The following is a 23,298-nucleotide window of genomic DNA, read 5'->3' on the forward strand; positions in this document are numbered from 1 at the left end:
GGGTTTGCTGCTGGCTGCTGGTGCTGCTACTCGGAATCCCGAGATCAGCTGAGCGTGAGCTCAGTGGGTCTCGGGGCGGAGGACCTTGGTCCGGAGGACCGACTCGTTCAGGTTCATCTGGCGGTCGAGCTCCTTGACGACCGCAGGCTCGGCCTGCAGGTCGATGACCGAGTAGATGCCCTCGGGCTTCTTCTTGATCTCGTACGAGAGACGACGACGGCCCCAGGTGTCGACCTTCTCGACCTTTCCGTTGCCCTCACGGACGACGGAGAGGAAGTTCTCGATCAGCGGGGAGACAGCGCGCTCCTCGAGATCGGGGTCGAGGATGACCATCACCTCGTAGTGACGCATGTGGAACCCACCTCCTTTGGACTCAGCGGCCACGGTCGATCCGTGGCAGGAGGGTTGTGATGCGTTCGCAACGGTATCGGCCGCCACTGACAATCGGGGGTCGGCTGGCGACATCCTCGATCTGAGCTGGGCGGACTCCCTGGCATGGCCTGGGCAGACACCGGTGCAGAGGGTACAGAGTACCTGCACACACGCTTCCGGTTGAAATCCGGCGTGGGGGACCGTCAATCTGTACACGTCGGGTGTGTATGGCGCTACGATGCGCCGCCTTCCGCAGGAGGTGCCGTATGGCACAGGCATTGCGACCCAATACCGCCGGATCTCTCTTCGCCACCGACGACAGACCCCATCCGCTCCAGGACGCGCTGCTCGCGGTGACGCTGGTGCTCGGACTGACGGCCTTCATCACGTCGTTCTTCCACAGCCTGCATCTGCTCAGCTCCTGGACCGGCCTGGTCGGGATCCTGACGGGCGCGTACGGGCAGTGGGTCTCCGAGACCACCCGTGAACGCTTCGGTCTGATCCTGGGGCTAGGCGCCGCGGGCTTCGGCTTCTTCATCGGCATGGCGCACGGCGGACTCTTCGGCGGACTCTGGTGACCCGGCCGGCGCCGCCGGCCGCGGCGCCCCGGGTCTCCCGCGTCCCGTAGGACACCCGGAACACCCACGAACCCAGACGGAACGCCCCGGCCGCGCACGGGCCGGGGCGCAGGTTCCCTACGCCCAGTCAGGCCGCTCGAAAGGCGCAGTAGGCTTCGGCGCGAGAGCCGGAGCCCCTGAACCCATGGGGACACACCAGCCCGAGGAGCGCCCCGAATGAGCCTGACCCTGAGGACGATCAGCCGCGAGCAGCATCTGGCATACATCCAGAGCCTGCCGTCGGCGAGCCACATGCAGGTTCCGGCCTGGGCCGACGTCAAGGCCGAGTGGCGGTCGGAGAGCCTCGGCTGGTTCGACGAGCGGACCGGGGAACTGGTCGGCGCGGGTCTCGTCCTCTACCGCCAGCTGCCCAAGATCAAGCGCTACCTCGCCTATCTGCCCGAGGGCCCGGTCATCAACTGGTACGCGCCGAATCTCACCGAGTGGCTGGAACCGATGCTGGCGCACCTCAAGCAGCAGGGCGCGTTCTCGGTGAAGATGGGTCCGCCGGTGATCATCCGCCGCTGGGAGGCCACCTCCATCAAGGCCGGCATCCAGAGCCCGGACGTGAAGCGGCTGCGCGACATCGAGGCCGATTTCATCGAGCCGCGCGCCTTCGAGGTGGCCGACAAACTGCGCCGCATGGGCTGGCAGCAGGGAGAGGACGGCGGAGCCGGCTTCGGCGACGTCCAGCCGCGCTACGTCTACCAGGTGCCGCTGGCGAACCGTTCCCTTGAAGAGGTCCACAAGAACTTCAACCAGCTGTGGCGCCGCAACATCAAGAAGGCCGAGAAGGCCGGCGTCGAGGTCGTCCAGGGTGGCTACCACGACCTCGAGGAATGGCAGCGGCTGTACGAGATCACGGCCGTGCGCGACCACTTCCGGCCGCGCCCGCTGTCGTACTTCCAGCGCATGTGGACGGCCCTCAACTCCGAGGACCCCAACCGGATGCGGCTGTACTTCGCCCGCCACAACGGCGTGAACCTCTCGGCGGCCACCATGCTGATCGTCGGCGGACACGTCTGGTACTCCTACGGCGCCTCCGACAACATCGGCCGTGAGTTCCGTCCGTCGAACGCCATGCAGTGGCGCATGCTGCGCGACGCCTACGCGCTCGGCGCCACCGTCTACGACCTGCGGGGCATCTCCGACTCGCTGGACGAGACCGACCACCTCTTCGGCCTGATCCAGTTCAAGGTCGGTACGGGCGGCCAGGCCGCCGAGTACCTCGGTGAGTGGGACTTCCCGCTGAACAAGCTGCTCCACAAGGCGCTCGACATCTACATGTCGCGCCGCTGACGTCAGTCACGTTCAGTGCTTGCATGTCTCTGACACCTCCGACATCTCTGACGCACCTCCCCCACAACCGCAGCCACGAGAAAGGTCCCAGGTCCGGCCATGGCGCTCACGCTCTACGTCGACACCGCGCGCTGGCGGGCGCACCACAAGCACGTGCAGGAGCAGTTCCCGGGGCTCGTACCGGTCTGCAAGGGCAACGGCTACGGCTTCGGGCACGACCGGCTGGCGGAGGAGGCCACCCGGCTGGGTTCGGACGTCCTCGCCGTCGGCACGACGTACGAGGCCGCGCGCATCAAGGACTTCTTCGGCGGCGACCTCCTGGTGCTGACGCCCTACCGGCGTGGTGAGGAGCCCGTGCCGCTGCCCGACCGGGTCGTGCGCTCGGTGTCGTCGGTCGACGGCGTGTACGGGCTCGTGGGGGCCCGTGTGGTCATCGAGGTGATGTCGTCGATGAAGCGGCACGGCATCAGCGAGCAGGACCTGCCGCAGTTGCACGCGGCCATCGAGAACGTCCGGCTGGAGGGCTTCGCCATCCACCTGCCGCTGGACCGCACCGATGGCTCCGACGCCGTCGAGGAGGTCATCGGCTGGATGGACCGGCTGCGGGCGGCCCGCCTGCCGCTGCACACGATGTTCGTCAGCCACCTCAAGGCGGACGAACTCGCCCGGTTGCAGCAGCAGTTCCCGCAGACCCGCTTCCGCGCCCGGATCGGCACGCGGCTGTGGCTCGGGGACCACGACGCCACCGAGTACCGCGGCGCCGTCCTGGACGTCACCAAGGTCGCCAAGGGGGACCGCTTCGGCTACCGGCAGCAGAAAGCCGCCTCGGACGGTTTCCTGGTGGTCGTGGCGGGCGGTACGTCGCACGGGGTGGGCCTGGAGGCCCCCAAGGCCCTGCACGGCGTCATGCCGCGCGCCAAGGGCGTCGCACGCGCCGGTCTCGCCACCGTGAACCGGAACCTCTCGCCGTTCGTCTGGGGCGGCAAGCAGCGCTGGTTCGCCGAGCCGCCGCACATGCAGGTCTCCATCCTGTTCGTGCCGTCGGACGCGCCGGAGCCGCACGTCGGCGACGAGCTGGTGGCCCATCTGCGGCACACGACCACCCAGTTCGACCGGCTCGTGGACCGCTGAGCGGCTGACGGACGGAACAGAGGCCGTACGCGGAACCTCCGCGTACGGCCTCTGTCAGGTCCGTCCGGTGTGGTGTTCGCTCACGGCGAACCCTCGATGACGTCCTGCTTGCCCCAGTCCACCTGGGGGCCGTCGAAGTGTGAGGCGTGCCGGGGCGGATGGGCGGCCGAGCCCAGGACGAAGACGTCCTCCGCTCCGTCGAGCACCCCGCCCGAGGGATCGTCGTCGCCGCCCAGACGCACCACGTCCCGTTCCGGCATCAGGATGTCGCGCACCACCACGCCGCACAGGTAGAGCGTCCCCAGCAGGTGGACGCCGATGGCCCAGTGGTAGCCGTCGGTCGGCAGGCCCTTGTGGGCGTCGCCACTGGTCGTGTACGCGAGGTACATCCAGATGCCCAGGAAGTACGCGACCTCGCAGGCCTGCCAGATCAGGAAGTCCCGCCACTTCGGCCGGGCGAGCACCGCCAGCGGCACCAGCCACAGAACGTACTGCGGCGAGTAGACCTTGTTGGTCAGGATGAAGGCCGCGACGATCAGGAAGGCCAGCTGAGCGAAGCGGGGACGGCGCGGCGCGGTCAGCGTGAGCGCCGCGATACCCACGGCGCACAGCACGACCAGCAGCGTGGCGAGCGTGTTGACGCTGCCGGTGGTGAGCGGGTCGCTGGAGTTCTGGGCCAGGATCAGCCAGAAAGAGCCGAAGTCGACGCCCCGCTCCTGGCTGAACCGGTAGAACTTGGACCATCCGTCGAAGGCGAAGAGCATGACCGGCAGGTTCACCACGAGCCAGGCCACGGCCGCACCCCCCAGCGCCTTGCCGAAGTCCCGCCACTTCCCGGCACGCCAGCACAGCACGAACAGCGGACCGAGCAGGAAGACCGGATAGAGCTTTGCGGCTGTGGCAAGCCCCAGCAGGAGACCGAACGCCAGCGCCCGCCCCCTGGACCACATGAGCATGGCCAGGGCCGTCAGAGCGACCGCCAGCAGGTCCCAGTTGATGGTCGCGGTTAGCGCGACGGCGGGTGCCAGGGCGACCAGCAGACCGTCCCACGGCCGCCGGGCGTGCGTGCGGGTCACACAGACGGCGATGACGGCGGCGCACGCCATCAGCATCCCGGCGTTGACCATCCAGTACCACTGCTCCTGGTGCTGGATGCTGCCGCTGCCCGGCGTGAGCCAGTTGGCCACCTCCATGAACACGCCGGTCAGCACCGGATACTCGAGGTAGTCCATGTCGCCGGGGAGCTTGTCGAAGTACGGCACGAGTCCGTCGGCGAAGCCGCGCCCCTGGTAGAGGTGCGGGATGTCCGAGTAGCAGGCGTGCGTGTACTGGGAACTGGCGCCGAAGAACCAGCCGCCGTTGTAGCAGGGCGCCTTCTGGATCAGTCCTAGGGCGAACATCCCGATCGCCACGAGCGCGATGATCCGTACGGGGGTCCACCAGGACGTCCCCAGCAGGGCTCGTCGGCCGAGGGGACCGCCGATCAGCTCACTGCCGGCCGCGGCCACCGGGTCGTCGCTCGTCGGCTTTACCGGATCCGGCTCATTCACGCGGGCCGGCGTCGATTCTGCACTGGGCATGGGCGACATCCTGCCGTACAGACCTAGGTAAACGCCGAGGGCCGCCCCACCTGGTGCGGTGGACCGGCCCTCGTTTCACGTGAAACATGCGCATGTTTCACGTGAAACACCCAAGCCGGACGACGAGCCGGCCGGTCTACGGCTAACCGGCTGGCCCCCCGAAGAACCCGGTACCTCTGCTATCGCCTTCGGGATCCGACGTACTCGGCGACGGGCTGCTGCCGCCATTACCGCCATTGCCGCCGTTGCCGTTGCCGTTGTTCGTCCCGCCGTTGCTTTCGTCGTCGCACCCGAAGAAGCGGTTGCAGGTCTCCGACACGGAGGGCGAGGGTTCGACCTGTGGCTGACTGGGCGTCGGGGACGGCGACGGCTTCTCTTCCTCGGTTTCGGAAGCCGACGGCGACGGCGACGGCGACGGATCCGCGTTGACCACCTCACCAATGGGCTCGGGCTCCGGGAAGTCCTTCGCCGGGGTGCCCTCCAACGCTTCGGCCATGTAGTCGTGCCAGATCTGCGCCGGGAACGAGGCGCCGTGGATCTTCTTCTGGCCACCCGTGCCGAACATCTTCAGGAAGGTACGGTTCTTGTTCGACTCGTCGTCGTCGTAGCGGAACATGCTCACCGCGGTCGACAGCTGCGGGGTGTAGCCCACGAACCAGGCCGACTTGTTGCCGTCGGTGGTACCGGTCTTGCCCGCGACCTGACGGCCGGGAAGCTGGGCGTTGGTACCGGTGCCCTTCTCGACCACGGTCCTCAGCACGTCCGTGACGTTGTCGGCGACCTTCTCGGTGAACGCCTGCTTCGTCTCGTTCTCGTGCGTGAAGATCTGGCCCTTCTCGCTCGTGACCTTCTCCACGGAGTACGGGTCGCGCTGCTTGCCGCTGGCGGCGAAGGTGGCGTACGCGCCCGCCATCCGGATCGCGCTCGGGTCGGAGATACCGATCGAGAACGACGGGAAGCCGCTGTTGGTCAGGCTGGACGGCTTCAGACCCGCACTCGTGGCGGAGTCCTTCACCTTGTCCAGCCCGACGTCCATGCCCAGCTGCACGAAGGCGGAGTTCACCGACTCGCGCATCGCCTCACGCAGGTCGATCTTGAACTTGGGCGGGGTGCCGAGCGAGACGTTTCCGTCATTCGTCTGCAGCCACTCCTCGCCCTTCTCGTTCTTCCAGACCGAACCGTCATAGTTCCTGATCTTGAGCTTGTTCTGGCCGCTGAACAGGCTCTTCGGCGAGACGATGGTGCGCTCGTCCTGCGCCTGCGACGACCCTAGATCCTTGTCGCGCACACCCCAGGTCATCGCGGCCGCCAGCACGAACGGCTTGAACGTCGAACCGACCTGCGCGCCGGTCTGGTCGGCGTTGTCGGTGAAGTGCTTGGTGGCGTCCTCACCGCCGTAGATGGCCCGGATGGCACCGGTGGACGGTTCAACGGACGCCCCGCCGAACTGCACGTGGGTGTCCGTATCCGGCCTCTGCTTCGGCTTGATGTTGGCCTTCTGGACCTTCTTGACCGACTCCTCGAGCTTCGTGACCTTGTCATGGTCGAAGGTCGTGTAGATCGAGTAACCGCCCTGCTGCAGCGACTCCTGGGTGATCCCGGTCTTCTTGCTGTTGGTGACCAGGTAACCGTTGGCGAGGTCGACGAGATAGCCCACCTGACCCTTGAGGTCGGTGTTCGACCGGGGGTTCTCCCACTTGGGGAGGGTTGTGAACTTGGCCCGCACCGAGGCGTCCAGATGGCCGTACTCGACCATCTTGTCGAGCGTGTCCTGCATCTGGCGCAGGGCCCGCTTGCTGTTGGCGGCGGGCGTGGCGCCGACCGGGTCGACGGAGGTCGCGCCGGCCGGGTCGTAGTACGTGGCGCCCTTCAGCATGGCGGCCAGGAAGGCGCACTCACCCGGGTTGAGCTTGATCGCGTCCTTGTCGAAATAGGCGCGCGCGGCGGCTTGGATGCCGTAGGCGTTGCGCCCGTAGTACGCCGAGTTCAGGTAGCCGGCCATGATCTGGTTCTTGTCGACCTCGGCGCCCACCTTGATGGACACGAAGATCTCCTTGAACTTCCGGGAAATCGTCTGCGACTGGTCGTTGAGCATCGCGTTCTTGACGTACTGCTGGGTGATCGTCGATCCGCCCTGCGTCTGTCCGCCCCGCGCCATGTTGAACACGGCGCGGGCGATGCCCTTGGGGTCGATGCCGCTGTCGTCGTAGAAGGTCTTGTTCTCCTGCGAGATCACCGCCCAGCGCATCTCCTCCGGGATCTGCGAGAGGTCGATGTTCTGCCGGTTCGTCTCCCCACCGGTGGCAACCATCTGGCTGCCGTCCTTCCAGTAGTAGACGTTGTTCTGCGCCGTCGCCGTCTTGGCGATGTCCGGGATGCCCACCATCGCGTAACCGATGCCCGCCACGGCCACCAGGCTGCCGACGAAACCGACGAACAGGCCGGCGACGAGCTTCCAGGACGGCACCCAGCGCTGCCAGCCGTCTCTCCCGGCGCGCGGATAGTCGATCAGACGCTTCCGGTCGGGCGTGGCACGCCCTCTGCCCCGGCCCGGGCCGGTGGAGCCGCCACGGCGGCCCCCCGCGGGCTCGGCCGCTCTACGCCGTCCGCCCGCGTTCCTCTGGGACGTGCGTCGGGCGTCGGCGCGGCTGCCGAGCGGCTGCTCCTCGCCTCCGGCCCCTTGCCCCAACCCGTAGTCGGAGGGAGATCCGGTGGCGCCTCGCGGTGCCGCGCGGCGGCCGGAGGACGGACCGGACTGGCCGCGTCGGGCCGCGGCACGTCCGCCTCCCTGCGGCTGCGGCGGTTTGCGACGGTGCTCGCTCATCGAACGATTACTCCTCGGGCAGGCGCATCCGTGCGCGCCTGGAAAAGGCGGCTGGTTTCCTGTCCCCCCAAAGTACGGACGCGGTCGGTCGCGCATTCACCCGTACTGCACCGAGGACCTCGACGCCCCCCGGCGTCTCATGGGTCCCGGTGGTGTGCATGGCGCACAGACTACGCACCGCCAAAACCCGCCTAGCCCCGAAGTTCATCCCAAATCAGACAACCTGCCTCCAACTAATCCGCGATGTGATCCCGTTCACCGTTTCCCCTCTTGTCGCATCCGGAAGGCCGTTCTATCGTCGAGATGTATCGAGTCGATACATCAGCGCGAGATACTCAGAGACGAACCGAGGGGAGGCGACGATGAGCCGGCGTTCCGGGATCCTCGAGTTCGCCGTCCTCGGGCTGCTCCGCGAGTCCCCGATGCACGGCTATGAGCTGCGCAAACGACTCAATACGTCACTGGGCGTGTTCCGTGCTTTCAGCTACGGCACGCTCTACCCCTGCCTCAAGACGCTGGTCGCCAACGGCTGGTTGATCGAAGAGCCGGGGCACACCTCCGAGGACGCCCTTGCCGCTCCCCTCACCGGGCGGCGCGCCAAGATCGTCTACCGTCTGACGGCGGAGGGTAAGGAGCACTTCGAGGAACTGCTGTCGCAGACCGGCCCCGACGCGTATGAGGACGAGACCTTCGCCGCTCGTTTCGCCTTCTTCGGGCAGACGTCGCGCGATGTGCGCATGCGCGTGCTGGAGGGCCGCCGCAGCCGGCTGGAGGAGCGCCTCGAGAAGATGCGCGCCTCCCTGGTGCGCACGCGGGAGCGCCTCGACGACTACACGCTCGAGCTCCAGCGCCACGGAATGGAGTCCGTGGAGCGCGAAGTGCGCTGGCTGAACGAGCTCATCGAGAGCGAGCGGGCCGGACGGGACCTGAAGGGTTCCGACTCCGGGGGGCCCGCTCAGCAGAACATCACATCTGGATCGACGGGCGTCCTGCCCCGTCCCGGGGACACCCCCGGGACGGATTCGCCCGACGACACCGCCACGTGAGCGCCCACTCAGGGCCTCACTCGTACACACAGGGAGCAACCGGAATGGGTTCGGTTCGCGTAGCCATCGTCGGCGTGGGCAACTGCGCGGCATCGCTGGTGCAGGGCGTCGAGTACTACAAGGACGCCGACCCGGCGACCAAGGTGCCGGGCCTGATGCACGTGCAGTTCGGGGACTACCACGTCGGTGACGTCGAATTCGTCGCGGCTTTCGACGTCGACGCGAAGAAGGTCGGCCTCGACCTCTCGGACGCCATCGGCGCCAGCGAGAACAACACCATCAAGATCTGCGACGTCCCGAACAAGGGCATCACGGTCCAGCGCGGCCACACCTTGGACGGTCTCGGCAAGTACTACCGCGAGACCATCGAGGAGTCCTCCGAGGCCCCGGTCGATGTGGTCCAGATCCTCAAGGACCGGCAGGTGGACGTCCTCGTCTGCTACCTGCCCGTCGGCTCCGAGGCCGCGGCGAAGTTCTACGCCCAGTGCGCCATCGACGCCAAGGTCGCGTTCGTCAACGCCCTCCCGGTTTTCATCGCCGGCACCAAGGAGTGGGCGGACAAGTTCACCGAGGCGGGCGTCCCGATCGTCGGCGACGACATCAAGTCCCAGGTCGGCGCCACCATCACGCACCGCGTGATGGCGAAGCTGTTCGAGGACCGCGGTGTCCGACTCGAGCGCACCATGCAGCTCAACGTCGGCGGCAACATGGACTTCAAGAACATGCTGGAGCGCGACCGCCTCGAGTCCAAGAAGATCTCGAAGACGCAGGCCGTCACCTCGCAGATCCCCGACCGCGAGCTGGGCGAGAAGAACGTCCACATCGGTCCCTCGGACTACGTGGCCTGGCTGGACGACCGCAAGTGGGCGTACGTCCGCCTCGAGGGCCGTGCCTTCGGCGACGTCCCCCTGAACCTCGAGTACAAGCTCGAGGTGTGGGACTCCCCGAACTCCGCGGGTGTCATCATCGACGCCCTGCGCGCCGCGAAGATCGCGAAGGACCGCGGCATCGGCGGCCCGATCCTGTCGGCGTCGAGCTACTTCATGAAGTCCCCGCCGGTCCAGTACTTCGACGACGAGGCCTACGCCAACGTCGAGAAGTTCATCCGCGGCGAGGTCGAGCGCTAGCCCGACCCCGAACGGAAATTCGCTCCTGCCAGGGCTGAGAAGGGTCCCCGGGTCATCCGACCCGGGGACCCTTTCCCTTGTGTGAGGCTGTGCCCATGGCCGTCGTCCGTGATCTGCGCGTCCTGCTGCGCTTCGGGAACTTCCGTCGCCTGCTCGCCGTGCGGCTGCTCTCCCAGTGCGCGGACGGTGTCTACCAGCTCGCGCTCGCCACCTACGTCGTGTTCTCCCCGGAGAAGCAGGCTTCGGCCACCGCGATCGCCTCCGCCATGGCGGTCCTGCTGCTGCCCTACTCGCTGGTCGGTCCCTTCGCCGGTGTCCTCCTGGACCGCTGGCGCCGCCGGCAGGTCTTCCTCCACGGCAACCTGTTGCGCGCCCTGCTGGCCTGCGCGACGGCCGCCCTGATGGTCAGCCAGGTGCCCGACTGGCTCTTCTACGTCTCCGCGCTGTGCGTCACCGCAGTCAACCGCTTCGTCCTCGCCGGCCTGTCCGCGGCCCTTCCGCGCGTGGTCGACGGCGAGCGGCTGGTGATGGCCAACTCCCTTTCGCCGACGGCCGGCACGCTGGCCGCGGTCGCGGGCGGTGGTCTCGCCTTCGCCGTACGGCTGGTGATCGCGGACTCCGACGCTGCGGTGGTCCTGCTGGCGTGCGCGCTGTATCTGTGCGCCGCGCTCATGTCCCTGTCCATGGCGGCGGATCTGCTCGGGCCCGACCGTGCGCCGGCTCGCCCCCTGCTGGTGACCGCGCTCAGGGGCACCGCCCGCGGCCTCTCGGCCGGTGTGCGGCATCTTTCCGAGCCGCGCCGCAGAGAGGCCGCCTGGGCGCTCGTCTCGATCTCACTGACGCGGTTCTGCTACGGCGCCCTGACCGTCATGGTGCTGATGCTGTGCCGGTACGCCTGGTCGTCCGACCCGGACGACGGGCTCGCCCTGTTGGGAGTCGCGGTGGGCGTCTCCGGAGCCGGCTTCTTCGTCGCGGCGGTGGTGACGCCCGCGGCGGTGGGACGGCTGGGCCCGCTCCGCTGGATCATCGTCTGCTCCGCGACGGCCGCCGTCCTTGAGCCCCTGCTGATGCTCTCCTTCGCCCGGACCGCCGCGTTCGTCGCCGCGTTCGCGCTGGGGCTGGTCACCCAGGGCGCGAAGATCGCCACCGACACCGTCGTCCAGTCCCGTGTGGAGGACGACTTCCGCGGCCGGATCTTCTCTCTCTACGACGTTCTGTTCAACGTCGCGTTCGTCGGCGCCGCCGCAATCTCCGCCCTGATGCTGCCGCCTGACGGCCGATCCGCTGCGTTGGTGGTCACGATCGCCGTTATCTACGGAGCAAATGCTTGCGCTATAGCCCGCTTTGTACGTCGCCGCGTGTCACATCAATGACACAGACTCCCCCTCCGGTACGGCGTTGTCAGTGGGGCCCGGTAACTTACGTGCGTCTTACTTCGCGAGTGATTTCGCGCCACACCTAAGTTTCTAGGGGGACCCCCAAGTGTCGACTCCGCCGCCCCAGGGCCAGAACCCGTTTGCGCAGCAGGGCCAGCAGCCCTACGGCCAGCCCCAGGGCCAGGCGCCCTACCCGCCGCAGAGCGGCTACCCCCAGCAGCCCGGCCAGCCCGGCTACCCCACCGCCCCCTACGGCGCGGTTCCGCCGGAGCCGCCGCGCCGCAAGGTCAGCTTCAAGCTGATCAAGAACATCGTCATCGTCGTCGCGGTCATCAGTGCGGCCATCTTCGCCTACATATCGAGCCAGGACGACGCCAACACGGCAGCGGTCGGCGACTGCATGCACCGCGGCAGCAGCAGCGACAACGACCCCGACCTCGAGGTCGTCAAGTGCGACTCCTCGCAGGCGCAGTACATCGTGCTCGCGAAGGTCAAGGGCACGTACACGGAGCTCACGGCCGACAGCAAGTGCAAGGCAGAGGCCAAGGACTTCCAGTACTCGTACACCGAGACCGGCGACGGCAGCAACTTCCTGCTCTGCCTGAAGGACTACACGAAGAAGTAGGGCAGCGCACGGAGGGGCGGTGTTTCACGTGAAACACCGCCCCTTCTCACGTTGTGCGGCCGGACCGCGCTGGGTCATGTTTCACGTGAAACATGACCCTTGCCCCGACCTCAGCCCTGCTCGGACCACCACTGCTTGAGGGCTGTCACCGCGGCGTCGTGCTCCATCGGCCCGTGTTCCAGGCGCAGCTCCAGCAGATGCTTGTACGCGTTGCCGATGGCGGGACCCGGGCCGATGCCCAGGATCTCCATGATCTGGTTGCCGTCGAGGTCGGGGCGGATCGCGTCCAGCTGTTCCTTCTCCTTCAGCTGGGCGATGCGCTCCTCAAGCCCGTCGTACGCCCGCGAGAGCGACGCCGCCTTGCGCTTGTTCCGCGTGGTGCAGTCCGAGCGGGTCAGCTTGTGGAGGCGCTCCAGGAGCGGCCCGGCGTCCCGGACGTAGCGACGGACCGCGGAGTCCGTCCACTCGCCCATGCCGTACCCGTGGAAGCGCAGGTGGAGTTCGACCAGCCGTGAGACGTCCTTCACCAGCTCGTTGGAGTATTTCAGGGCCGTCATGCGCTTCTTGGTCATCTTCGCTCCGACCACCTCGTGGTGGTGGAACGAGACGCGACCGTCCTTCTCGAAGCGGCGGGTGCGCGGCTTTCCGATGTCATGCAGCAGCGCCGCGAGCCGCAGCACGAGATCGGGGCCGTCCTCCTCCAGGTCGATCGCCTGCTCGAGGACGATCAACGTGTGCTCGTAGACGTCCTTGTGCCGGTGGTGCTCGTCGCTCTCCAGCCGCAGGGCGGGCAGCTCGGGCAGCACATAGCCGGCGATGCCGGTGTCGGCCAGCAGGGCCAGCCCCTTGCGCGGGTGCGCCGAGAGGATCAGCTTGTTCAATTCGTCCCGTACCCGCTCCGCCGAGACGATCTCGATGCGGCCGGCCATCTCCGTCATCGCCGTGACGACGTCGGCAGCGACCTCGAAGTCGAGCTGAGCGGCGAAACGGGCGGCGCGCATCATGCGCAGCGGGTCGTCCGAGAAGGACTCCTCCGGCGTGCCCGGGGTACGCAGCACCCGCTCCGCGAGGTCGCCGAGACCGCCGTGCGGGTCGATGAACGTCTTCTCGGGCAGCGCCACGGCCATGGCATTCACCGTGAAGTCACGCCGGACGAGGTCCTGCTCGATGGAGTCGCCGTAGGACACCTCGGGCTTGCGCGAGGTGCGGTCGTACGCCTCCGAGCGGTAGGTGGTGACCTCGATCTGGAAGCACCGGTCGACGCCTTCGACGCGGGCCTCCTTCTGGAGCCCCACGGTGCCGAAGGCGATCCCGACCTCCCACACGGAGTCCGCCCAGGGCCGCACGATCTTCAGGACGTCCTCGGGCCGGGCGTCGGTCGTGAAGTCCAGGTCGTTGCCGAGCCGGCCGAGCAAAGCGTCCCGTACCGAGCCGCCGACCAGGGCGAGGGAGAACCCGGCCTCCTGAAATCGGCGGGCGAGGTCGTCGGCGACCGGGGCGACCCGCAGGAGCTCGCTCACCGCGCGGTGCTGCACCTGACTCAGGGCGCTGAGATTGTCTTCGTTGGCGTTCGGCACAACAAAAGAGGGTACGTGGCCCGGCGAGCCGAGGCCGCCCTGTTTCGCGACCGCCGGACGTACCCTGGGGTAAGGGTTCAGACCCGGGCTTTGCAGCTCATAAGGCCTGATAAGAACGTCCGACCGCATACCGGCACGCAGCGGACGGCCCACCGTTCTTTCACGATCTTGTGGCGCACTCCGCGGCACTTCCCCTCAGCGCGCATCGTTACCATGCGTGGACGCACATTCCGACGACCACTGACGACGACGAGGGACGGGCGAACGCGTGGCCGAGGCGGCAGACTTCCCGGGGATGCATCCCTCACCTGCCCGCCGGTGGCTGCGGCGCACCGGCGCACTGCTCGCCGGGGCGCCCTTGCTGGCCGGTCTCCTTCAGCTGCCCGCGCAGGCCGCCGGCCCGTCCGACGCCAAGGACTCCTCCGACGCGGGAACCGTGGCCGTCGCCGTCGACTCGCTCACTCCCGCCGCACCCGGCGACGGTGACACCGTGACCGTCTCCGGCACGGTCACCAACAACGGCAAGCAGGCGGTCACCGACGCCCATGTGGGCCTGAGCGTGGGCTCCCCGCTCACCACCCGCTCGGCGATCGACAGTGCCGCCGACCACGCGGACGCCCTTCCCGCCGACGGCACCGAGGTGGGCGGCAAGTACGTCGCCGAGTTCACCACGCTCACGCCGGGCGTCGCCGAGCACTTCACCATCGCCGTCCCGGTCGACAAGCTGGACCTCGACAAGGACGGCGTCTACCCACTGAGCGTCACCCTGTCCGGCGAGACGTCGGCCAGGCAGTGGGAGCAGGTGCTCGGCGTCCAGCGGACGTTCCTGCCGTGGCAGCCCGACACCGCGGACACCCGCACCCGGACGACCGTGCTGTGGCCGCTGACCTCCGGCGTCCACATGACGGCGGAGACCGGCTCGAACGCCCAGCAGACGCCCGTCTTCCTCAACGACGACCTGGCCCATGAGATCGCTCCCGGCGGCCGCCTCGACCAGCTCCTGAGCCTCGGCAGGGCACTCGACGTCACCTGGGTGATCGACCCGGACCTGCTGGCATCCGTCGACGCCATGACTGGCAGCTACCGGATCCGCGGCGAGGGCGACACCCCCACGGCCGGCACCCGGCAGGCGGTCGCCAAGCAGTGGCTCGCCGATCTGCAGAGCGCGGTGACCGGCAAGGAAGTCGTGGCACTGCCCTTCGCCGACCCCGACCTGGCCTCGCTCGCACACAACGGCACCGGCGTCACCGGCTCGCTCAACCAGCTCAAGGCCGCCACCGACGTCGCCGCCACCACCGTGGAGACGGTGCTCCACGTCACCCCGAACACCGACTTCGCCTGGCCGGTGGAAGGCGCCGTCGACCCCTCGATCGTGAAGGTCGCCACCTCTGCCGGCGCCGACAAGGTGATCGCGCGCAGCGACAGCCTGACCGACGGCGACCTCTCCTACACCCCGTCCGCAGCCCGGCCGATCGGTGGCGGCACCACGGCGGTGGTGGCGGACGCGCGGCTGTCGACGGCGTTCCAGGGCGATCTGACGAGGGCCTCCGCGACCACGCTCGCCGTGCAGGAGTTCCTCGCGCAGAGTCTCGAGCTGAACCTGCAGACGGACAAGCAGCGCAGCATCGTCGTCGCCCCGCAGCGCATGCAGACCGCCTCCCAGGCCCGGGCACTGTCACAGGCCCTCACGACGCTCCAGACCGGCACCTGGTCGCAGTCCCAACCGCTCACAGCGGCCGCCAAGGCCAAGCCCGATCCGCGCGCCAGCACCAGGGTGCCGTCGAACAAGTCGTACCCCACCGCGCTGCGCAAGCAGCAACTGCCCCGGTCGGCCTTCGAGCAGATGGCCGAGACCCAGGACGAACTCGACAACTTCAAGGTGATCCTCGCCCGGGAGGCCCGCGTGGTGACCCCCTTCGGGCGGGCCATAAACCGCGAGATGTCCACGTCCTGGCGAGGCCACGGCACTGCGGCGAGCACGTTCCGCCAGAGCGTGCGGGCCTACCTCGACACGCTCACCGGCCAGGTCAAGCTGATCGACAAGTCGGACACGAAGCTCTCCGGGCGCAGCGCCACGATCCCGGTGACGGTGCAGAACAACCTGGTGCAGGGCGTCGACCACCTGATTCTGCGGCTCACCTCGACGAACCCGACCCGTCTGGAGATCGACGGCGACGACTACGCCGAGCAGCGGATCACCGTCTCCGGCGGACACACGTCGACGGTGAAGTTCCCCACGTCCGCCAACGTCAACGGCCAGACACGGGTGATCGCGCAGCTGTACACCGAGGACGGCCAGAAATACGGCCAGGCGGTCGCCTTCGAGGTGAAGGTCACCGAGATCACGGCCACCGTGATGCTGGTCATCGGCGGCGGCGTCCTGCTCCTCGTGCTGGCAGGCTTCCGTATGTACACCCAGCGCAAGCGCGCCGCGGCCCGGGCGACCGAGGAACCGGACGAGGCCCGGGAGACCGGTGAGGCCGGCTCCGGCGCTGCGGGCGAGCCCGCCGCCGGGCAGGAGAATCCCGGGGATGCCGAGGATCACACCGGTGAGAAGTCCGGCGTCCCGACCGGACCGGACGCCCCGCAGCAGCCGAGTGACGGGACACCGGACACCGCAGCGGAAAGCGCGGACCCGTCCGGCACGGGTGAGAGAGTGGACCGTTGAGGATGTCGTGGCCGGTGGGCCCGGGACGATGAGGTGGGGTAACCATGAACGCGCCGTACGAGGGTGACCGCGGCCAGGCCGCGGGCGGCTCGGGCCCTCCCGAGGGCATGCCGCCCGAGAAGGGGCAGGTGCCGCCGCAGCACCCCGCGGACATGTACCTCCAGGACGCCTACGACCAGGACCCCTACCGGTCCCAGGACCTCACCGCGCAGGACCCGGTCGCCGAGGCGCTCTACGACCGTGCCGCGCACCCCCCGCCGCCCCCCGGCGCCCACCAGCCGCCGCAGCCGCTCTACGGCACGCCTCCGCAGTCCCCGTACGCCCCCGACCCGCGCATGTGGGCCCAGACCCCGGCGCCCGAGCCGGAGGGCCCCACCCAGTACCTGCCCTACGGCGACGACCCGCGCACCACCCAGTTCGTCGGCGTCGACGACCTGGTGACGCACTCCGGCGAGCAGCAGCACCAGCCCGACGCCTTCGCCCACCTCTTCCGGGACCAGCAGCACAGCGGTCACCCGCAGCAGGCCGGCTCGGCGGAGCCCCCGGCTGTACCGGGCCCGGCCCAGGCTCCCGGCGGACCGGTGGGGGCTGCCCGCTATCAGGCCGCGGCGTCCCCTCCCCCCGCGGTGGACCAGACGATGAACCTCACCGCCACGCCCGACGCCGCTCCCGTGCCCGACGCCGCGGCCGCCCCGAAGAAGGGCGGACGGGCGGCGGGTCTGCTGAAGTCCAGCGCCGTCATGGCGGCGGGCACGATGGTCTCCCGCCTCACCGGCTTCGTCCGTTCCGCGCTGATCGTCTCGGCACTGGGCGTCGGTGTTCTCGGCGACACCTTCCAGGTCGCCTACCAGCTGCCGACGATGATCTACATCCTGACCGTCGGCGGCGGCCTCAACTCCGTCTTCGTGCCGCAGCTCGTGCGCGCCATGAAGGAGGACGAGGACGGCGGCGAGGCCTTCGCCAACCGGCTGCTCACCCTGGTCATGGTGGCGCTGGGCCTGCTCACGGTCGCCGCGATCGCCGCGGCCCCCGTCCTGATCCGCCTTTTGTCCGACTCGGTCGCCAGCAACCCGGCGGCCAACGAGGTCGGCGTCACCTTCGTCCGCTACTTCCTGCCCTCGATCTTCTTCATGGGCGTCCACGTGGTGATGGGTCAGATCCTCAACGCGCGCGGGAAGTTCGGCGCGATGATGTGGACGCCGGTCCTCAACAACGTCGTCATCATCGTGACGCTGGGCATGTTCATCTATGTCTACGGCACCTCCGCCGACTCGGGCATGAAGGTCACGACCATCCCGCCGGAGGCCGAGCGGCTCCTCGGCGTAGGGATCCTGCTCGGCCTGGTCGTGCAGGCCCTCGCGATGATCCCGTACCTGCGGGAGACCGGTTTCCGGCTGCGGCTGCGCTTCGACTGGAAGGGCCACGGCCTCGGCAAGGCCGCGACCCTCGCCAAGTGGACCGTCCTGTTCGTCCTGGCCAACCAGGCCGGCGCGCTCGTCGTCTCCCAGCTGTCCACGTCGGCCGGCGAGGGCTCGCCGGTCGACGGCACCGGCTTCGCGGCCTACGCCAACGCCCAGCTCATCTGGGGCCTGCCGCAGGCCATCATCACCGTCTCCCTGATGGCCGCCCTGCTGCCCCGCATCTCCCGCTCGGCCGCCGAGGGCGACGGCGGCGCGGTCCGCGACGACATCTCGCAGGGCCTGCGCACCACCGCGGTCGCGATCGTGCCGATCGCCTTCGGGTTCCTCGCGCTCGGCATCCCGATGTGCACGCTGATCTTCGGCTCCTCGGGCACCAGTGAGGCCACCAACATGGGCTTCATGCTGATGGCCTTCGGCCTCGGCCTGATCCCCTACTCCGTGCAGTACGTGGTCCTGCGCGCCTTCTACGCCTACGAAGACACCCGCACCCCCTTCTACAACACGGTCATCGTGGCCGCGGTCAACGCGAGCGCCTCGGCGCTCTGCTACTTCGTCCTGCCCGCCCGCTGGGCGGTGGTCGGCATGGCGGCCTCCTACGGCCTGGCCTATGCGATCGGCGTCGGCGTCGCCTGGAACCGGCTGCGCAAGCGGCTCGGCGGCGACCTCGACGGCTCCCACGTCCTGCGCACGTACGCCCGTCTGTGCATCGCCTCCGTGCCGGCCGCCCTCATCAGCGGCGCGGCCTGCTACGGCATCGGCCACAGCCTCGGTCAGGGCGTCCTGGGATCGTTCGCCGCGCTGCTGGCGGGCGGGGCGCTGCTGCTCGGTGTCTTCTTCGTCGCCGCCCGCCGCATGCGCATCGAGGAGCTCAACTCGCTCGTCGGTATGGTGCGCGGACGCCTGGGTCGCTGAGACAAGGGGTAGGCGCACAACCATCGCCCCCCGCCGCGTGTCGTGCATAGCGGCGGACTGTGGGCACAATTGGGTTCGGCGTCGGACGGCGCGCACGGGGTCGGACGGCGCGCAATGGATGGGGAGGCAGGAACGACGGTGGCGGAACGGAGCACAGCTGCCGTCGACGTGGCAGACAACAGCGGTGACGAGCCGCTGACCGCACAAGCGGACCAGTCCACGGCCGACGGGGTGGTCAAGAACCGGGAGCAGGACACGGACAGCGACGAGGCACAGGGGAGCGGCGGGACGGAACGTCCCGGAAAGGCCTCACCGCCAGAACTGCACAGCGGTCACAAGCTCGCCAGACGCTACCGCCTCGAAGAGTGCGTCACCCGTCTGGACGGTTTCAGCAGTTGGCGTGCGGTCGACGAGAAACTCCGCCGGGCCGTGGGCGTCCACATCCTGCCCGCGGACCACTCACGGGCGCGTTCGGTGCTGGCCGCGGCCCGCTCCTCCGCCCTGCTCGGCGATCCCCGCTTCGTCCAGGTGCTGGACGCCGTCGAGGAGAACGACCTCGTCTACGTCGTCCACGAATGGCTTCCCGACGCCACCGAACTGACCGCGTTGCTCGCGGCCGGTCCGCTGGAACCGCACGACGCCTACCAGATGGTCAGTCAGATCGCCTCCGCGATGGCCGCGGCACACCGCGAAGGCCTGTCGCACCTGCGGCTGAACCCCAACGCCGTGCTGCGCACCTCCTCGGGGCAGTGGCGCATCCGCGGCCTCGCGGTGAACGCCGCCCTGCGCGGCGTCGCCACCGACACCCCCCAGCGCACCGACACCGAGGCGATCGGCGCCCTGCTCTACGCGGCGCTCACGCAGCGCTGGCCCTACGAGAACGACGCCTACGGGCTGTCGGGCCTGCCGAAGGACGTCGGACTGATCGCACCCGACCAGGTACGCGCCGGCGTCCATCGCGGGCTGTCGGAGCTTTCCATGCGCGCGCTCGTCAACGACGGCGCGACCGCCTCCCGGCACGAGGCCGCCTGCACCACGCCGGAGGAGCTGGTGAAGGCAATCGGTGAGCTGCCCCGCATCCGCCCGCCGGAGCCGGCGTTCACCGCACCGCCCGAGTACCAGCGCACGACGTACCAGCAGGGCACCTACGGCCGCCCCGCGCCGCACCCCGGCGCCACACAGCGTGTGCCGGTGCCGCCGCCTCCGTTGCAGAGCCGCACCGGCAAGGCCCTGAAGTGGGCGGTCTCCGCCCTCCTCATCGCCGCCCTCGGACTCGGCAGCTGGCAGCTCGCGGACGCCCTGATGGACCGGAGCAAGCCCGACGACACCAATCAGACCCAGACGACGGACGAGGGCGACAAGAGCAGCACGGCGCCCAAGCCGGTCACGGCGCTCAAGATCCACGACGCCGCCGAGTACTACCCGGACGGCACCCCGCAGCACGCCAACGACGCGAAGCTCACCTACGACGGCGACAGTTCCACGTACTGGCGGTCGCGCTCCTTCGACGCAGGGCCCGTGCTCGCTCCGTACAAGAAGGGGGTGGGCATCGTCTACGACCTCGGCTCGGAGAAGGACGTCTCGGCGGTCTCCATAGGGCTTCTCTACAGCGGCGACTACACCGCCGCCGGCCTGTACGCGGCCGATTCGCTCTCGTCGTCGGCTCCTCTGTCGTCCATGAAGAAAATCGCCGAAGCCCGGACGTCCGGCCGGGAACTGAAGATTCCCGCCAAGACGGCGGTGAAGACGCGGTACGTTCTCGTATGGATCACCGCCGCGCCCAACAACGCCGGCGACCAGTGGACCGGCGCCGGCTACAAGCAGGCCATCACCGACGTGAAGTTCACGGGCTGACGTCTCACCGGAGGGGGAGGAGGCCCATGGCGGACGACGCCGCACACGACGCGATGAGCGACATGGACCTCCTCGCCCGCCATGTCGAGGGCGACCCCGATGCCTTCGGTGAGCTCGTACGGCGTCATCGTGACCGCCTCTGGGCGGTGGCACTGCGGACGCTGGGAGACCGTGAGGAAGCCGCTGACGCCGTCCAGGACGCCCTCGTGTCCGCCTACCGGGCCGCCCACACCTTTCGCGGCCAGTCCGCCGTCACGACCTGGCTGCACCGCATCACGGTGAACGCGTGCCTGGACCGGGCGCGCAAGGCCGCTTCCCGCAAGACCTCGCCGGTCGACGACGCCGAGCGGCTGGAGCAGTTGCTCGAGCCGCACGAGTCCGCGTCCGCCCCCGCGGAACGCAACGACCTGCACCGCCAGCTCATCGAGGCGCTGGGCACCCTCCCGCCCGACCAGCGGGCCGCCTTGGTCCTCGTGGACATGCAGGGCTACCCCGTCGCCGAAGCCGCCCGCGTGCTCGATGTGCCGACCGGAACGATCAAGAGCCGCTGCGCCCGTGGCAGAGCGAGACTCCTGCCCCTGCTCACCCATCTACGGCCGGACGGCGGTGGCACCGACAAGAACCCCGACGCCGGCGGAAGGGAAAGCGGCCCGGGACGGAACCGGGCGCAGGGGGCATCCGTCCCACCGGCAGCGGAAACTCACGTCGAGGGTCCGGACAGCGCCGGCACAGGCGATTCAGCTGTTGTGAAGGGCGGAGGTGGGCGGGCGTGACATCGACGACGGACACGACCGGACACCCGGACGTCGCAGAGATCTCCGACCTCACCGAGGGCCTGCTCGATCCCGCCCGGAGCGCTGCGGTCCGTCGGCACCTGGACACCTGCACACTCTGCGCGGACGTGCATGCCTCGCTGGAGGAGATCCAACACCTCCTCGGCAGTCAGCCCGAACCACCGCGCATGCCGGACGACGTCGCCCGCCGTATCGACGCCGCCCTCGCCGCCGAGGCCCTGCTGAGCGCCGCAGCTCCCAGTGGCGGCGATACCCACGCGCCATCCATCCCGGTCGGCGCCGACGCGGAAGCGGCCGGTGTTTCACGTGAAACAGCGGCGGCATCGGGCCGCCCCTCGGGGCATGCCCGCAGCGCCACCACGGGGCCGGGCCGGAAGGACCACAAGGGCGGCAGGGACCGCACGCGGCTCGGTCGTCGTCGGGTAGCTGTCCTCGGCGCGGTCTTCACCGTGGCGGCGCTGGGCCTCGGCTCGGTCCTGGTGTCGTCCCTCGCGGGCGGCGGGAGTCCGGGCACCTCGGCGCATCAGACCGCCGTGCCGGACACCTTCTCCACGAGCAAGCTCGAGGGCCAGGTCGCCGCTCTCCTGACCAAGGCCGGAGGCTCTCGCACTCCGCAGAGCAAGGGCATCCTGGGAGAGACCGGCAGCGAGACCGGCAACGGATCGCCCCGGGTCCTGCGCCAGCCCACGGTCCCATCGTGCGTACAGCAGGGAATCGGACGCAGAGACTCGGCTCTCGCCACCGAAGAGGGCACGTATCAGGGGAAGGCAGCTCTGCTCGTCATCCTTCCCGACACCTCGGACAGCACACGGGTCGACGCCTACATCGTGGACAGCACCTGTGTGAATCACCCGTCGACGAGTCCGGCCGACGTTCTCCTGACGACCTCTTACCCTCGTCACTGACGCGGATCTCCCGCGTCACCGACACCCGCCGTCCTGCATCGTCTCTCCTTCTGCGTTCCCTGCGGTCTCGTCCCTCCGTGTGCCCGGACACACCGGGAATGCGCGCCCCTTAGGATCCGTTGGGTGGGGTGAGAGTCCAAGTAGCTCCCACCGCTCGACCGATGCAGTCCCCAGAGACGAGGAATCCAGCCGTGAGCGACGTCCGTAACGTGATCATCATCGGCTCCGGTCCTGCCGGCTACACCGCCGCGCTCTACACCGCGCGCGCATCGCTGAAGCCGCTGGTCTTCGAAGGCGCCGTCACCGCGGGCGGTGCGCTGATGAACACCACCGAGGTCGAGAACTTTCCCGGCTTCCAGGACGGCATCATGGGTCCCGAGCTCATGGACAACATGCGCGCCCAGGCGGAGCGCTTCGGTGCCGAGCTGATCCCCGACGACATCGTCTCCGTGGACCTCACGGGTGAGATCAAGACCGTCACGGACACCGCGGGCACGATCCACCGCGCCAAGGCCGTCATCGTGACCACCGGCTCCCAGCACCGCAAGCTCGGCCTGCCCAACGAGGACGCCCTGTCCGGCCGCGGCGTCTCCTGGTGCGCCACCTGTGACGGCTTCTTCTTCAAGGACCAGGACATCGCCGTGATCGGCGGCGGCGACACCGCGATGGAGGAGGCCACCTTCCTCTCGCGCTTCGCCAAGTCCGTGACGATCGTCCACCGCCGGGACACGCTGCGCGCCTCCAAGGCGATGCAGGAGCGCGCCTTCGCCGACCCGAAGATCAAGTTCATCTGGGACAGCGAGGTCGCGGAGATCCACGGTGACCCGAAGCTGGCGGGGCTGAAGCTGCGCAACCTCAAGACCGGCGAACTGTCGGACCTCGCCGTGACCGGTCTGTTCATCGCCATCGGCCACGACCCGCGCACCGAGCTCTTCAAGGGCCAGCTCGACCTCGACGAAGAGGGCTACCTGAAGGTCGCCGCGCCGTCCACCCGCACCAACCTCACCGGTGTCTTCGCCGCCGGCGACGTCGTGGACCACACCTACCGCCAGGCGATCACCGCAGCCGGCACCGGCTGCTCCTCCGCTCTCGACGCTGAGCGCTACCTCGCCGCGCTCGCGGACGAGGAGCAGGCCGAGCCCGAGAAGACCACCGTCTGACCCCCTCCCC

The 23,298-nt window shown here is 68.8% G+C and carries 17 protein-coding genes; 13 read left to right on the forward strand and 4 right to left on the reverse strand.

Translation table 11 applies throughout. The features are described 5' to 3' along the window. Positions 1-60 precede the first annotated feature (60 nt). Positions 61-351: a 30S ribosomal protein S6 gene (gene rpsF / locus QF032_RS20055; RefSeq protein ID WP_006604399.1), complete on the reverse strand. Its 291-nt coding sequence runs from the start codon at positions 349-351 to the stop codon at positions 61-63. Between the two features lie 287 nt (positions 352-638). On the opposite strand from rpsF, the gene QF032_RS20060 reads away from it, so the two are divergent. The 3 genes from QF032_RS20060 (at position 639) to QF032_RS20070 (ending at position 3,419) form a co-directional block, all read left to right on the forward strand. Next, the gene (locus QF032_RS20060; RefSeq protein WP_307044477.1) at positions 639-950 is read left to right on the forward strand and encodes a hypothetical protein; all 312 of its coding nucleotides are present in this window, start codon (positions 639-641) and stop codon (positions 948-950) included. Between the two features lie 216 nt (positions 951-1,166). Next, the gene (gene femX / locus QF032_RS20065) at positions 1,167-2,288 is read left to right on the forward strand and encodes a peptidoglycan bridge formation glycyltransferase FemX (protein WP_057576592.1); all 1,122 of its coding nucleotides are present in this window, start codon (positions 1,167-1,169) and stop codon (positions 2,286-2,288) included. 99 nt (positions 2,289-2,387) lie between these two features. Beyond that, positions 2,388-3,419, forward strand: a complete 1,032-nt coding sequence (locus QF032_RS20070) for an alanine racemase (protein WP_306950460.1) — start codon at positions 2,388-2,390, stop codon at positions 3,417-3,419. 80 nt (positions 3,420-3,499) lie between these two features. Here QF032_RS20070 and QF032_RS20075 read toward each other — a convergent pair whose 3' ends face one another. Together QF032_RS20075 and QF032_RS20080 are read right to left on the reverse strand one after the other, a co-directional pair. After that, complete coding sequence (locus QF032_RS20075) at positions 3,500-4,999, reverse strand: glycosyltransferase family 87 protein (protein ID WP_307044479.1); 1,500 nt, start codon at positions 4,997-4,999, stop codon at positions 3,500-3,502. Between the two features lie 142 nt (positions 5,000-5,141). Then, positions 5,142-7,823 carry a transglycosylase domain-containing protein gene (locus tag QF032_RS20080; RefSeq protein WP_307044481.1) on the reverse strand — a complete coding sequence of 894 codons (2,682 nt, stop codon included), beginning with the start codon at positions 7,821-7,823 and terminating at the stop codon, positions 5,142-5,144. 362 nt (positions 7,824-8,185) lie between these two features. On the opposite strand from QF032_RS20080, the gene QF032_RS20085 reads away from it, so the two are divergent. From QF032_RS20085 to QF032_RS20100, 4 genes are all read left to right on the forward strand, one after another. Continuing rightward, positions 8,186-8,869, forward strand: coding sequence for a PadR family transcriptional regulator (locus QF032_RS20085; protein WP_307056903.1), 684 nt, complete (start codon positions 8,186-8,188; stop codon positions 8,867-8,869). Between the two features lie 44 nt (positions 8,870-8,913). Further along, positions 8,914-9,996, forward strand: coding sequence for an inositol-3-phosphate synthase (locus QF032_RS20090; protein ID WP_307044485.1), 1,083 nt, complete (start codon positions 8,914-8,916; stop codon positions 9,994-9,996). A gap of 95 nt (positions 9,997-10,091) precedes the next feature. Further along, positions 10,092-11,369 (forward strand): MFS transporter, encoded by a 1,278-nt coding sequence (locus QF032_RS20095; protein WP_307056904.1) that lies wholly within the window; start codon positions 10,092-10,094, stop codon positions 11,367-11,369. A 109-nt stretch (positions 11,370-11,478) separates the two neighbouring features. Beyond that, positions 11,479-11,997 (forward strand): LppU/SCO3897 family protein, encoded by a 519-nt coding sequence (locus QF032_RS20100; protein ID WP_307056906.1) that lies wholly within the window; start codon positions 11,479-11,481, stop codon positions 11,995-11,997. A gap of 110 nt (positions 11,998-12,107) precedes the next feature. On the opposite strand, the gene QF032_RS20105 is transcribed toward QF032_RS20100, so the two are convergent. After that, entirely contained in the window at positions 12,108-13,574 is a 1,467-nt protein-coding gene (locus tag QF032_RS20105) for a CCA tRNA nucleotidyltransferase (RefSeq protein ID WP_307056908.1), read from the reverse strand. A 268-nt stretch (positions 13,575-13,842) separates the two neighbouring features. Here QF032_RS20105 and QF032_RS20110 point away from each other — a divergent pair, with 268 nt between their 5' ends. The 6 genes from QF032_RS20110 (at position 13,843) to trxB (ending at position 23,288) form a co-directional block, all read left to right on the forward strand. Next, on the forward strand, positions 13,843-16,242 hold the full coding sequence (locus QF032_RS20110; RefSeq protein ID WP_307056911.1) for a DUF6049 family protein: 2,400 nt from the start codon (positions 13,843-13,845) through the stop codon (positions 16,240-16,242). A 44-nt stretch (positions 16,243-16,286) separates the two neighbouring features. Beyond that, entirely contained in the window at positions 16,287-18,575 is a 2,289-nt protein-coding gene (gene murJ / locus QF032_RS20115; protein ID WP_307044494.1) for a murein biosynthesis integral membrane protein MurJ, read from the forward strand. Positions 18,576-18,713: 138 nt separating this feature from the next. Continuing rightward, entirely contained in the window at positions 18,714-20,429 is a 1,716-nt protein-coding gene (locus tag QF032_RS20120) for a protein kinase family protein (protein ID WP_307056914.1), read from the forward strand. 26 nt (positions 20,430-20,455) lie between these two features. Then, entirely contained in the window at positions 20,456-21,202 is a 747-nt protein-coding gene (gene sigM / locus QF032_RS20125) for an RNA polymerase sigma factor SigM (protein ID WP_307044498.1), read from the forward strand. Then, entirely contained in the window at positions 21,199-22,128 is a 930-nt protein-coding gene (locus tag QF032_RS20130; RefSeq protein ID WP_307056916.1) for an anti-sigma factor family protein, read from the forward strand. The genes sigM and QF032_RS20130 overlap by 4 nt, the downstream gene beginning before the upstream one ends. A gap of 191 nt (positions 22,129-22,319) precedes the next feature. Continuing rightward, positions 22,320-23,288: a thioredoxin-disulfide reductase gene (gene trxB, locus QF032_RS20135; RefSeq protein WP_306950472.1), complete on the forward strand. Its 969-nt coding sequence runs from the start codon at positions 22,320-22,322 to the stop codon at positions 23,286-23,288. The last annotated feature ends 10 nt before the right edge of the window (positions 23,289-23,298 follow it).

Origin of the sequence: Streptomyces achromogenes (assembly GCF_030816715.1) — a bacterium.
Taxonomy (GTDB): domain Bacteria; phylum Actinomycetota; class Actinomycetes; order Streptomycetales; family Streptomycetaceae; genus Streptomyces; species Streptomyces achromogenes_A.

What these genes read in the sequence shown, in the direction of transcription:
- femX (WP_057576592.1), top strand. Translation starts at nt 1,167, where the DNA reads ATGAGCCTGACCCTGAGGACGATCAGCCGCGAGCAGCATCTGGCATAC.
- rpsF (WP_006604399.1), bottom strand. Translation starts at nt 351, where the DNA reads ATGCGTCACTACGAGGTGATGGTCATCCTCGACCCCGATCTCGAGGAG.
- QF032_RS20075 (WP_307044479.1), bottom strand. Translation starts at nt 4,999, where the DNA reads ATGCCCAGTGCAGAATCGACGCCGGCCCGCGTGAATGAGCCGGATCCG.
- QF032_RS20095 (WP_307056904.1), top strand. Translation starts at nt 10,092, where the DNA reads ATGGCCGTCGTCCGTGATCTGCGCGTCCTGCTGCGCTTCGGGAACTTC.
- QF032_RS20060 (WP_307044477.1), top strand. Translation starts at nt 639, where the DNA reads ATGGCACAGGCATTGCGACCCAATACCGCCGGATCTCTCTTCGCCACC.
- QF032_RS20090 (WP_307044485.1), top strand. Translation starts at nt 8,914, where the DNA reads ATGGGTTCGGTTCGCGTAGCCATCGTCGGCGTGGGCAACTGCGCGGCA.
- QF032_RS20085 (WP_307056903.1), top strand. Translation starts at nt 8,186, where the DNA reads ATGAGCCGGCGTTCCGGGATCCTCGAGTTCGCCGTCCTCGGGCTGCTC.
- sigM (WP_307044498.1), top strand. Translation starts at nt 20,456, where the DNA reads ATGGCGGACGACGCCGCACACGACGCGATGAGCGACATGGACCTCCTC.
- QF032_RS20070 (WP_306950460.1), top strand. Translation starts at nt 2,388, where the DNA reads ATGGCGCTCACGCTCTACGTCGACACCGCGCGCTGGCGGGCGCACCAC.
- murJ (WP_307044494.1), top strand. Translation starts at nt 16,287, where the DNA reads ATGAACGCGCCGTACGAGGGTGACCGCGGCCAGGCCGCGGGCGGCTCG.
- QF032_RS20080 (WP_307044481.1), bottom strand. Translation starts at nt 7,823, where the DNA reads ATGAGCGAGCACCGTCGCAAACCGCCGCAGCCGCAGGGAGGCGGACGT.